At 44.1% G+C, this 12764-nt stretch carries 9 protein-coding genes and 1 pseudogene; 3 read left to right on the top strand and 7 right to left on the bottom strand.

Annotated features, from left to right (window positions below; all coding sequences use genetic code 11):
* Positions 1 to 156: 156 nt before the first annotated feature.
* Positions 157 to 2223, bottom strand: coding sequence for a glycine--tRNA ligase subunit beta (glyS, locus tag F9817_RS11540; RefSeq protein WP_161155655.1), 2067 nt, complete (start codon positions 2221 to 2223; stop codon positions 157 to 159).
* A gap of 14 nt (positions 2224 to 2237) precedes the next feature.
* The gene (gene glyQ / locus F9817_RS11535) at positions 2238 to 3158 is read right to left on the bottom strand and encodes a glycine--tRNA ligase subunit alpha (RefSeq protein WP_161155653.1); all 921 of its coding nucleotides are present in this window, start codon (positions 3156 to 3158) and stop codon (positions 2238 to 2240) included.
* Between the two features lie 439 nt (positions 3159 to 3597).
* Here glyQ and F9817_RS11530 point away from each other — a divergent pair, with 439 nt between their 5' ends.
* The gene (locus F9817_RS11530) at positions 3598 to 4152 is read left to right on the top strand and encodes a TMEM165/GDT1 family protein (protein WP_161155651.1); all 555 of its coding nucleotides are present in this window, start codon (positions 3598 to 3600) and stop codon (positions 4150 to 4152) included.
* Between the two features lie 118 nt (positions 4153 to 4270).
* Complete coding sequence (locus F9817_RS11525) at positions 4271 to 4537, top strand: hypothetical protein (RefSeq protein ID WP_161155649.1); 267 nt, start codon at positions 4271 to 4273, stop codon at positions 4535 to 4537.
* 60 nt (positions 4538 to 4597) lie between these two features.
* Here the strand turns inward: F9817_RS11525 and tusA are convergent, their stop codons facing one another.
* The 5 genes from tusA to ilvG all read right to left on the bottom strand — a co-directional run bounded on the left by tusA (position 4598) and on the right by ilvG (position 10762).
* The gene (tusA, locus tag F9817_RS11520; protein ID WP_161155647.1) at positions 4598 to 4846 is read right to left on the bottom strand and encodes a sulfurtransferase TusA; all 249 of its coding nucleotides are present in this window, start codon (positions 4844 to 4846) and stop codon (positions 4598 to 4600) included.
* Positions 4847 to 5216: 370 nt separating this feature from the next.
* Entirely contained in the window at positions 5217 to 6749 is a 1533-nt protein-coding gene (gene ilvA / locus F9817_RS11515; protein ID WP_161155645.1) for a threonine ammonia-lyase, biosynthetic, read from the bottom strand.
* A 4-nt stretch (positions 6750 to 6753) separates the two neighbouring features.
* Positions 6754 to 8595, bottom strand: coding sequence for a dihydroxy-acid dehydratase (gene ilvD, locus F9817_RS11510; RefSeq protein WP_161155643.1), 1842 nt, complete (start codon positions 8593 to 8595; stop codon positions 6754 to 6756).
* 224 nt (positions 8596 to 8819) lie between these two features.
* Entirely contained in the window at positions 8820 to 9104 is a 285-nt protein-coding gene (gene ilvM, locus F9817_RS11505) for an acetolactate synthase 2 small subunit (protein WP_161155641.1), read from the bottom strand.
* A gap of 11 nt (positions 9105 to 9115) precedes the next feature.
* Positions 9116 to 10762, bottom strand: coding sequence for an acetolactate synthase 2 catalytic subunit (ilvG, locus tag F9817_RS11500; protein WP_161155639.1), 1647 nt, complete (start codon positions 10760 to 10762; stop codon positions 9116 to 9118).
* 476 nt (positions 10763 to 11238) lie between these two features.
* Between ilvG and F9817_RS11495 the strand changes: the two are divergent.
* A pseudogene (locus tag F9817_RS11495) lies at positions 11239 to 12762 on the top strand (YifB family Mg chelatase-like AAA ATPase).
* Positions 12763 to 12764: the final 2 nt, after the last annotated feature.

The raw sequence follows: 12764 nt of genomic DNA, 5'->3' as shown, positions 1-12764 counted from the left end.
CTTGTAATAATAAATGATGTAAAAAACATCGTGTTGAGTCTTTATTGAACATAACGCATTGGCAGTAGCGAGCAAAGGAATATTTCGTTTTGTGTGTAAAAATAAAGCCCAGCTCGATTGAGCTGGGCTTTCTAAGCTAAAAACAGATTTTTATGCTTATTTTTGGAGCAATGAAATGTCTGCGATTTCTAAGAACAAGTTACGTAAATTGTTCAAAAGAGTCAGACGGTTTTTCTTCAATGCTTCATCGTCAGCCATTACCATCACGTTATCGAAGAAGGCATCAACAGGTTCGCGAAGAGCCGCTAACTGGGTGAGTGCTTCTTGATAGTTACCTGTTGCAAAGGCGGGCTCTAACGCTTCAGTCATTACTGTAACTGATTCAGCTAAGGCTTTCTCTTGATCTTCTTGAAGAAGGGCAAGATCAATCTCTTTCGCTAATTCGCCATCAAACTTCGCTAGGATATTACCTACACGTTTGTTTGCAGCGGCTAGTGCTTCAGCTGCATCCAAATCACGGAAGTGAGATACCGCTTTCACACGTTGGTCGAAGTCAGTTGGTTTAGTTGGGTTACGAGAAAGAACCGCTTGAATGATATCCACGCTGAAGCCTTCGTCTTGGTACCAAGCACGGAAACGACCGAGCATGAAATCAAGCACATCACTCTCAACGTTAGCATTCGTTAGCCTATCGCCAAGTAGAGATTTCGCTTTAGCAATCAGGTCAACTAGATCTAAGTTGTAACCGTATTCAACGATAATACGCAGCACACCTAGAGAGGCACGACGAAGTGCAAAAGGGTCAGATCCTTTTGGAGCTTGGCCAATACCAAAAATACCGACGATAGTATCTAGTTTATCTGCCATAGCTACTGCAGCAGATACACCATCGCTTGGTAGTTGGTCGCCAGCATAACGAGGCATGTATTGCTCGTTTAGTGCCACTGCTACTTGCTCATCTTCACCGTCATGGCGAGCATAATGCATACCCATAACGCCCTGAGTATCGGTAAATTCGAATACCATTGAGGTCATTAGGTCACATTTGGCTAGCAGGCCAGCGCGTTGTGCTTTAGCTACGTCCGCATCGATTTGTTCAGCAATGTAGCCTGCAAGTTCGGTGATACGGTCTGTTTTGTCTTTGATTGTGCCCAGTTTCTTCTGGAAAATCGCTTTTTCTAGAAGAGGTAGACGGTCAACCAATTTTTGTTTTCGGTCTGTGTTAAAGAAGAACTCAGCGTCCGCTAGGCGTGGACGAACTACCTTTTCGTTACCTTCGATAACGTGGCGAGGCTCTTTAGATTCGATGTTAGATACGAAAATAAAGTTAGGTAGTAGGTTGTTATTCTCGTCGTAAACTGGGAAGTATTTTTGGTCACCTTTCATGGTGTAAACCAAAGCTTCAGCAGGTACTGCCAAGAATTTTTCTTCGAATTTTGCAGTTAGAACTACTGGCCATTCAACTAGGCCAGTGACTTCTTCTACTAAGTCATCTTCGAGATCAGCTACACCGCCAACTTTTGCCGCAGCAGCTTGAGAATCTTTAATGATGGTCGCTTTACGAGTTTCGTAGTCAGCGATGACTTTACCACGTTCTTCAAGAATTGCAGGGTATTGAGACGCTGAATCGATAGTGAACTCAGGTTCGCCCATGAAGCGGTGGCCACGGATGATACGAGCTGATTTCACGCCTAGGATTTCACCTTCAATTAGGTCAGAATCCATTAGGATCGTCAGCGTTTTTACTGGACGGATAAATTGAGTATCTTTGTTACCCCAACGCATTGGTTTTGCGATTGGAAGGTTTGCTAGTGCTTTGGCTGCAAGTTCAACAATGATGTCTTGAGTCGGTTGACCTTTCACTTCTTGTTTAAACAGTAGCCATTCACCTTTGTCGGTTTTTAGGCGATCAGCTTGTTCAACCGTGATGCCGTTACCACGAGCCCAACCTTGTGCTGCTTTGGTTGCGTTACCGTCAGCATCGAATGCAACACTCACCGCTGGACCACGTTTTTCAACAACTTTATCAGACTGTGCTTCTGCTAGGTCGGTGACTTTAAGCGCGAGGCGACGTGGGGTCGCATACCATTTCACACCTTGGTGAGACAGTTCTGCTTCTTTTAGCCCTTTTTCAAAGTTAGCTGCAAATGCTTCAGCAAGGGTACGAAGCTGAGTTGGTGGTAGTTCTTCGGTACCAAGCTCAATTAGAAATTCTTTTGCCATAATACTTCTTCCCCTTATGCCTGTTCGTCGTCTTTTTTACACATAGGGAAACCAAGGGCTTCACGTGATGCGTAGTACGCTTCTGCTACCGCTTTAGTCAATTCGCGGATACGCAGAATGTAGCGTTGACGTTCTGTCACTGAGATTGCTTTACGAGCATCTAATAAGTTGAAAGAGTGTGCCGCTTTCAAAATACGTTCATAAGCAGGAAGAGGAAGTGGTTTTTCTAGTGCAAGCAATTGCTGACACTCTTTTTCACACTGATCGAAGAATGTGAATAGGAAATCCACATCGGCGTGTTCAAAGTTGTAAGTAGATTGTTCGACTTCGTTTTGATGGAAAATATCACCGTAAGTCACTTTGCCTAGAGGGCCGTCAGTCCAAACGAGATCGTAAACAGAATCAACGCCCTGAATATACATAGCTAGACGTTCAATACCGTATGTGATTTCGCCGGTAACCGGTTTACATTCAAGGCCACCCACTTGTTGGAAGTAAGTAAACTGAGTCACTTCCATACCGTTTAACCATACTTCCCAACCAAGGCCCCAAGCGCCTAATGTTGGGTTTTCCCAGTTGTCTTCCACGAAACGAATATCGTGAACTTGTGGGTCAATGCCAAGTACTTTGAGCGAGCCTAAGTACAATTCCTGAATATTATCAGGAGAGGGTTTAATCACCACTTGGAATTGGTAGTAATGTTGAAGACGGTTTGGGTTCTCACCATAGCGGCCATCTGTTGGACGGCGAGATGGTTGAACGTAAGCAGTCGCCATTGGTTCTGGACCAAGAGCACGCAAGCATGTCATTGGGTGAGAAGTACCCGCACCTACTTCCATATCTAATGGTTGAACAATGGTGCAGCCTTGTTGGGCCCAATAATCCTGCAGCGCGAGGATCATACCCTGAAAGGTTTTGATATCGTATTTTTGCATAGTCAGGTTCGCGCGATTCTTCTGTCTGAATTGATAAAAAATAACAACCAAGTATACCGAGATCTTGAGCGACAAAGTAGGGGAAATCTTGTTTAATTCTTGGGCAATGATATCTATTGATGCTAAAAAACCTGTTAACTATAAGGAATTGGACTCAGATAGAAGAATTTAGCGACAGATAGGCTTGTAGTTTTCATTATATATGGCTATGATTCCGCCTGTCTTTGGGGAGTAGCTTATCGATCAAATCTTATTGTTCGGTTCGTTCGTCAACATAGTCTCTGTTTTTACATAAAAATCCAAATAAACAGAGTGGCGCTCGAGACTCAGAACCTAGCTGAGTTTAGCAAGACCTTAGACAAACTTCATGAACCGGGGTGGGGAGTGACGTTTGTCTATGGTTTATATAATAATTCCCTGCCCCACACATGAGCATGTCGTGAGCGTATTAGCAATTTCAATTACAACGGTTGCATTAGCCGAAATCGGTGATCGAACGCAACTTTTATCTTTGTTACTCGTCAGCCGTTACCGTAAACCAGTACCAATTATTCTAGCTATTTTAGTTGCAACTATTGTTAACCATGCACTTGCTGCATGGCTCGGCGTTGTTGTCGCCGATTACATTACCCCAGAGGTTTTAAAGTGGGTGATTGCCGCTAGCTTCCTAGCAATGGCTGCATGGATTTTGGTTCCGGATAAAATCGATGATGATGAATCTATTTCCAATCGTGGTCCTTTTGTCGCGAGTTTTATTGCGTTCTTTATCGCAGAAGTGGGTGATAAAACACAAATTGCTACGTCTATTTTGGGAGCCAATTATTCACACCAATTAGAGTGGGTTGTTGTTGGGAGTACTATCGGTATGTTACTAGCCAATGTTCCTGTGGTTCTAATTGGTAAATTGTCGGCAGACAAATTGCCTTTGGGATTGATCCGTAAAGTAACCGCGGTACTGTTCGTCGGTCTAGCCGCTTTAGCTGCTTTCTATTAAAGCGTAAGAGGGTCACACTCTGTCAAAGTAAATCGCGGGAAGTAGTGGTCAATATCACTATCTCATCTATCTCATGCTAATGTTTAAGTATAAGGTGGTAATGGTGAGGGGGCTGAGTATGCTAGCGCGTTACACACAGATGAGTGCTAAAAGCCAAAGTTATCTATTTACCTTTGGTTTACTACTAACGTTTTTGGGAATGGCGTTAACAGAGATGTGGTTGCCCATGGTGGTTGGTGGCTTTATTTTAACTGGCCTTACCGTTGAAGCATGGATTCGTGTCGCGCATATCATTCCAATGCGTGAAGAGCTAAGAAGCTTGCATCGCGAAGTACACCAACTTAGAAATGATCTGTACACCACTTCTCATTCTCATAATGACTAGTGACTGATAATAATAAAACAGGCTGCCCTCGGGCAGCCTGTTTTGTTTGGTCAACTTAATTTATTCTAAGCCTTTCTTAATGAGATAGAGATAAGGCAATGTCTCTGTTTGAACTTCTAATAATTGATGATCCATAAAGCGGCAAAAACTAGGTATATCCCTAGTTGTTGATGGATCATCGGCCTTAATTAGAAGAGTTTCTCCATCCTTCATATTACGGATCGTTTTTCTCACCATCATCACAGGTTCCGGACAACGCAGTCCTTCAGCTTCGAGTGTGACAGTAGCTTCTTCAGAATTTAAATTCATGGTCAAACCTAGGTTAGGAAAGCGCTTGAGGCGTAGATAATACTAGTGCAGAAAAAATATTCAATAATGCCTTGGCAAAGTGAATATTTTGTTATAGTGTTATTAACAAATGTGTAACAATTTGTAGCTGTTTGTTGCTAACGATTTGTGCCATTAAAAAACGCTAAGCAAATTGTGAATCTTCACCATTTGAAAAATATAGTCACAGTATCCATTACCACCATAACAACTCCTAAATACTATCCCTATAATTTCTTGGGCTTTCCCGTCGTAAAGGCGGGACTTTTTTTGCTATTGATAATATTGATGTTATAAAAAACCATCGCTTTAGCGATGGTTTTGATATTGGAAATCTTGGTATTGCGGGTAGCTACTTAGCAAGAAAGAATCGATAAGACGGATTATCTGTTTCATCTTGGTAGTGATAGCCAAGTTCGACCAAGTGAGCAGAAAAGCGCGCTAAATCATCATGACTGAGTTCAAAGCCACACAGCACTCGACCATAATCAGCCCCATGATTGCGGTAGTTGAACATGCTGATGTTCCAGTGAGTTCCTAATGTGCTCAAAAATTTTAAAAGAGCACCCGGGTATTCAGGAAATTCAAAGCTATACAACCTTTCTTGGATTGGTTTTGATGGTCGACCACCAATCATATAGCGAATGTGCAATTTAGCCATTTCATCGTCAGATAAGTCCTGAACAGGGTAACCACCTTGACGCAAGTCATTGATGATATTTTTTAGCTCTTCAGGGCCACCAGCTAAACGAACACCAACAAAGATATTCGCAAGTTGATCATCACCATAACGATAGTTAAATTCAGTTACTGCTCGACCACCAATGATTTGGCAGAATTCGAAAAAGGCACCTTTACGTTCTGGAATTGTGACGGCTAATAAGCCCTCGCGTTTTTCACCTAATTCACAACGTTCTGATACATAGCGCAGACCGTGGAAGTTAGTATTGGCTCCAGAAAGAACGGTTGCCATTTTTTTACCTGACAATTTGTTGTGTTCAGCAAACTTTTTCAAACCAGCAAGTGCAAGTGCACCGGAGGGTTCTGCAATCGCGCGAGTGTCTTCAAAGATATCTTTTACAGCGGCGCAGATTTCGTCGCTAGACACGCACACATGCCCGTCTAGATACTGTTGGCATAAACGGAATGTTTCATCACCAATGCGTTTTACCGCAACCCCATCGGCAAACATGCTGACTTGATCGAGTACCACTGGTTCTCCGGCATCAAGTGCTGCTTTCAAACAAGAGGAATCTTCAGGTTCAACAGCAATGACTTTGACTTCAGGCATAAGCTGCTTAATGAGCACAGCAATACCAGCCGCTAAGCCACCCCCGCCAACAGGAACAAAAATATATTCCAGACCGCTGTTTTGTTGCAGCATCTCAAGGCCAATTGTACCTTGTCCGGCAATCACTAGAGGGTGGTCAAAAGGAGGCACAAAGGTGTAACCATGTTTTTCGGCTAACCGTTCTGCTTCCCCTTTCGCTTCATCAAAGTTGTTACCAAATAACACCACGTTACCGCCAAACCCTTTCACGGCAGAGACTTTAATATCTGGCGTAGTTTTAGGCATGACAATCGTGGTGCGAATACCAAGTTTTGAACCGGAAAGAGCCATTCCTTGAGCATGGTTACCCGCAGAAGCTGCAATCACACCAGCCGCCTTTTGCTCTTCAGTTAAGCTTGAAACCATGTTGTAAGCGCCACGCAATTTAAACGAATGAACGGGCTGGCGATCTTCTCGTTTAATTTGTACAGAGTTACCAATTCGTTCAGATAAACGTGTCATCTCCTGTAATGGAGTAACGTGGGCAACATCGTAAACGGGTGCTTTGATTATTTGGCGCAGATATTCTGCGCCAGTGGTTTTGGTTGCGGTCATGAGGTTAGCCCTCTAACTTCGATTTATCGCGCACCGCCCCTTTGTCAGCACTTGTTGCCATGCTGGCATAAGCTTTTAGCGCAAAGGATACTTCACGTTGGCGAGAAATTGGCTTCCAACCAAGTTTTTCTTGTTCTGCGCGACGTTGAGCTAATTCATCTTCAGATACATTGAGTTCGATGGTGCGATTTGGAATATCGATAGCAATGGTATCGCCAGTTTTCACTAGGCCGATAATACCACCATTGGCAGCTTCTGGAGAGGCATGACCAATAGAAAGACCGGATGTACCACCAGAGAAACGACCGTCGGTTAATAGAGCACACTCTTTACCAAGCCCCATCGATTTTAGGTAAGTGGTTGGGTACAACATTTCTTGCATACCTGGACCACCTTTAGGGCCTTCGTAACGAATCACGACGACGTGGCCAGCTTTTACCTTACCACCTAAGATGCCTTCAACTGCATCTTCTTGGCTTTCAAACACGATAGCTGGACCGGTAAACTTAAGGATGCTTTCATCGACACCTGCTGTTTTCACAATACAGCCATCAAGAGCTATGTTGCCTTTTAGTACAGCAAGACCGCCGTCTTGGCTAAACGCTTTCGCTTTTTCACGAATACAACCATCATTACGGTCATCATCTAGTGTATCCCAACGGCAATCTTGTGAAAAAGCTTCAGTGGTACGGATGCCCGCAGGGCCTGCACGATAAAAGTCTTTAACATCGTTAGATTGAGTTTGAATCACATCGTATTGAGCTAATTGCTCTTTCATAGACATGCCAAGTACAGTACGAGTTTCTTCGTTTAGTAGACCTGCACGTTGTAACTCACCTAGAATACCCATTACGCCACCAGCACGGTGAACATCTTCCATATGGTATTTTTGAGTTGATGGTGCCACTTTACATAGATGAGGAACTTGACGAGATAGGCGGTCAATATCAACCATGTCAAAATTAACGTCACCTTCTTGCGCTGCCGCTATTAAGTGCAATACGGTGTTAGTTGAACCACCCATTGCAATATCAAGCGCCATCGCATTTTCAAACGCTTCTTTACTTGCAATGTTGCGAGGTAGGGCTGATTCGTCATCTTGTTCGTAGTAACGTTTAGTCAATTCAACGATACGACGGCCGGCGCTCAAGAATAGTTCTTTACGATCTGCGTGTGTTGCTACTAATGAACCGTTGCCTGGTTGAGATAGGCCAAGAGCTTCAGTTAGACAGTTCATAGAGTTTGCAGTAAACATGCCTGAACAAGAACCACACGTAGGACATGCAGAACGCTCAACTTGCTCAACTTGTTCATCGGTCACCGTTGGATCAGCACCTTGTTTCATTGCATCGATCAAATCGAGTTTGATGATTTGATCAGAAAGCTTAGTTTTCCCTGCTTCCATTGGGCCGCCTGAAACAAAAATAACTGGAATGTTAAGGCGCATTGAAGCCATCAGCATTCCAGGAGTAATTTTGTCACAGTTAGAAATACAGACCATGGCATCAGCACAGTGAGCGTTCACCATGTATTCCACTGAGTCGGCAATCAATTCACGAGAAGGTAGGGAATACAACATACCGCCGTGACCCATTGCGATACCGTCATCTACAGCGATAGTGTTGAATTCTTTAGCGATACCACCAGCGGCTTCGATTTCGCGAGCGACCATTTGACCAAGATCTTTAAGATGAACGTGGCCTGGTACGAATTGAGTGAAAGAGTTCACAACAGCGATAATTGGCTTACCAAAATCACCTTCTTTTACGCCCGTTGCACGCCAAAGTGCGCGAGCACCTGCCATGTTTCTTCCGTGGGTTGTTGTGGCCGAACGATATTTAGGCATTGCTTTGTTCCTTGTTAATTTTATGTGGTTCAACCAAGGCAGTTCTCTATTGTCATTGGCTTGTCGTTGGTTGAACTTTAGTGTTTGCCTGTGCTTTGTGAAATCTTGCTCTTAATGCAAGTTAACAGAGTTTCTGCGATATTGAGGATGAACGACAATCCTCGATATGAGTTCACGCCTGATGGGGCTTTACCCAAAATCAGGCGTGAATAATAGGAACTCCATTATGCACAAATTTTTTGCTGTAAGTTGTTATTTGGAAGTTCGTCATTATTGATTTTAGTGACCTCAACTGTACGAACATCCCAAAGTTTTTCTATTTGATCTGTCAGTGTGGTTATCGGTCTGTCGCTATCGACAATGATTTCAACGCTGGCAATTTTGCTTGCATGATTTTGTGTACCAGCTACTTGTCGAACAATGAAGCCGCGATGGCGTACGACACGTAGAACACGTTCAAGTAGTACGGGTTTGTCGTCTGCTTTAATGTCAATTAGATATCTTTGCATTACTACTTCTCCTATGTGTTCTCTAACATGTCGCTGTTGGATGCACCTGGTGGTACCAACGGCCATACATTTTCTTCTTCGTCGATTTCAACATGCAATAGGTAAGCAGTTTTACTTGCTAACATTTCTTGCAGTGCAGGTTCAACTTCTTCTTTTTTAGTGATGGTTTTACCTGGAATATCAAACGCTTTTGCCAGCATTACGAAATCTGGGTTGTCGTCTAAAATCGTTTCGCTGTGGCGACCATCAAAAAAGAGTGATTGCCATTGACGAACCATACCTAAACGCTGGTTATTCAATAGCACGATTTTTACCGGAATTTGGCGACGTTTTAAGGTGCCTAATTCTTGCACGTTCATCATGAATGAGCCATCACCAGAGATCAGAACGGATTGATCGTCAGGGCGGGCAACTGCTGCTCCCATTGCTGCAGGTAAACCAAAGCCCATAGTGCCAAGGCCGGCAGATGAGATAAAGTTTTCTGGTTGTCTTGGCTGGATATGTTGCGCGGACCACATCTGGTGTTGACCAACATCGGTCGAAACAACGGTAGAATCCGGCATCATGTCTGACAGCTGTTTTAACAATAGTGGAGCATAGATAGCTTCGCCCGGATGGTCGTAACGCCATTTATGTTCAGAGCGAAGGTTTTCACTGTGTGTTAACCAAGATGAGATGTCGTGGTTCAGCTCTAATTGAGGAAGGATAAGATTAATATCCCCACGAAGTGCTGCGTTTGCTTTACGTAATTTATTGAACTCAGCCGCATCAATATCGATATGGATGACTTTAGCTTTTGGAGCAAAGGTGTCTAGTTTACCTGTCACGCGGTCATCAAAGCGAGCACCGACTACAATCAACAAGTCACAATCTTGAACAATAAAGTTGGCGGCTTTAGTCCCATGCATACCCAGCATTCCCAGATAATGAGGGTCGTTACGCTCGATAGTGCCTAAGCCTTTTAATGTGCTGACCGATGGCATTGGGTTCATGTGCAAGAACTGACGAACGGTATCAGTTGCTTTGGCAAGTTGCACACCACCACCCACATAAAGAACAGGATGCTGGCTATTAGCAATAAGCTCTTGGGCTTGTGCGAGTTGCAATGGTTCAACAACAGGAATGGCTGGTGGGGTGACGTTCGGTAGGATTTCGCTTGGTGCAGCAGCTAATTGTACGTCTTTAGCTATATCGACAATCACAGGGCCAGGGCGACCAGATTGAGCAACTTCGAAAGCTTCGGCGAGGGTTGGAGCAAGTTCTTCGATATCGGTAACAAGGTAACTGTGTTTAGTACAAGAAAGGGACATACCGATTACATCCATTTCTTGGAAGGCGTCTGTCCCTATATGGGAACTAGCGACTTGCCCTGTTATAGCCACCAAAGGTACCGAATCTAAAAAGGCATCAGCAAGGCCAGTGACTAAGTTAGTGGCTCCTGGTCCTGAGGTTGCCATACAAACGGCGACGCTTTGTGTGGACCTTGCCATACCGATGGCGGCCATGGCTGCCCCTTGTTCGTGACGACATAAAACGTGTTCAACGCCTCCATCGTATAGCGCATCATAGATTGGCATGATTGCGCCGCCAGGATATCCAAATACGGTTTGGATTCCTTGCTGTTTAAGGGCAGCTACGACTAATTGTGCTCCGGTCATCGTCTCTCCCCTTTGCTACGCTGTCTGTCGTAGCTTGTTGTTGTGTTGTGTTTGCACTTCATGTGCCACTCCCATTCTTCCGGTTCTTTTTGACTACTCTGCAGTCAGGTTGGCTAATTTTTGTCTGTCTTTAGTTGTAAAAAAACCCCCGGACTTTTCAGTGCGGGGGTTTTAAAATTTAGTGGTTTACCTAGCGCCCACAAGCCCCCGCGCGGTGCCAATAATGACCACGAGAATAAGGCTAATTGAGAGGTTGTGTGCGTTAAAAATCATTGTGTATTTTCTTAAATTAATCGTGTTGTTGTTAAGAAATATCCTGTACCCCTAGTGTTATCACATTATTCTGTTATCTGACAAGCAAAAACTCATTCTTTTTTCATATTCTTCCTTTTTACTCATGGTGTATATATCCATTTGGATTATGTGAATAACTATATATTCCTACATGGAATATTTGACTAAAAAGGTAGTTAATGATGGGACTTGCAATTATTCATAGCCGAGCCAGTGTTGGGGTAGAAGCTCCTTCTGTTACAGTTGAAGTGCACATCAGTAATGGTATGCCAGGGTTTACATTGGTGTGATTGCCTGAAACGACGGTCAAAGAGTCTCGCGATCGCGTGCGTAGTGCCATTGTTAATTCTCGTTTTGAGTTTCCATCAAAGAAAATAACCGTCAATCTAGCGCCTGCTGATTTACCTAAAGAAGGTGGCCGATTTGATTTGCCGATTGCTCTGGGAATTTTGGCCGCATCTGAGCAAATCCCGATGACTCAGTTAGATCATTATGAGTTTTTAGGCGAACTGGCGTTGTCGGGTGATATTCGTCCTGTGAAGGGAGTATTACCTGCAGCTTTGGCTGTGAAAAAAGCACAGCGATGTTTGGTGGTGCCAGAGGCAAATGGTGATCAAGCTGCCTTAGTTGGGCAGGACTTACACAAATCCGCCCCGACGTTACTTGATGTGTGCGCTCAACTTTGTGGGCAAAAAACCTTATCTCTCTTCCAAACGCCAGCTCGAGCGATTGATTTGGTACCTACGCGAGATTTGCAAGATATTATTGGCCAGCAGCAGGGCAAACGGGCATTAGAAATTGCCGCTGCGGGGAATCATAATTTGTTGTTTGTTGGTCCTCCGGGAACAGGCAAAACGATGTTAGCTTCGCGTTTGTGTGATTTATTACCTGAAATGAGTGATGATGAAGCGATGGAAAGTGCGTCGGTCGCGTCATTGACTCAGCAAGATATCAATCAACACAACTGGAAGACTCGACCGTTTCGATCGCCTCATCACTCCAGTTCAATGGCTGCTCTAGTCGGAGGAGGCAGCGTGCCTCGGCCTGGAGAGATTTCTTTAGCGCATAATGGGCTGCTGTTCCTCGATGAAATGCCAGAGTTTGAGCGTAAGGTTCTAGATTCTCTGCGAGAACCTTTAGAATCGGGTGAAATTATTATTTCTCGTGCACAAGGAAAAACGCGTTTTCCCGCGCGTTTTCAACTGGTAGGAGCGTTGAACCCTAGTCCGACTGGATATTATGAAGGGAGCCAAGCTCGAGCTAATCCTCAAGTTATTTTACGTTATTTAAGCCGCCTATCCGGGCCATTGTTGGATAGGTTTGATATGTCGATAGAGATTCCTGCTTTGCCTAAAGGAACGTTAGCTAATGGTGGAGAACGCGGAGAATCCACGAAACAAGTTCGTTTGCGTGTACTAAGAGCACGCGAAGTGATGTTATCTCGTTGCGGTAAAGTGAATGCATTGCTGCAAAGTCGAGAAATTGAGCAATATTGTCCTTTAAATAAGGAAGATGCAGAGTTTTTAGAAACTGCGTTGCACCGGTTAGGGTTATCTATACGGGCTTACCATCGAATTATTAAGGTAGCACGTACTATTGCTGATCTGCAGGGAGAGCAGCATATTCAGCGTTCCCATCTCGCAGAGGTATTAGGGTATCGAGCGATGGATAGGCTGCTAAAACAGTTAACGGCTCAATCTGTCTAGTA

Origin of the sequence: Vibrio eleionomae, assembly GCF_009874545.1 — a bacterium.
GTDB lineage: Bacteria > Pseudomonadota > Gammaproteobacteria > Enterobacterales > Vibrionaceae > Vibrio > Vibrio nitrifigilis.
The sequence above is the reverse complement of the archived record's forward strand: the minus strand, read 5'-3'. Positions and strand labels throughout refer to the sequence as shown.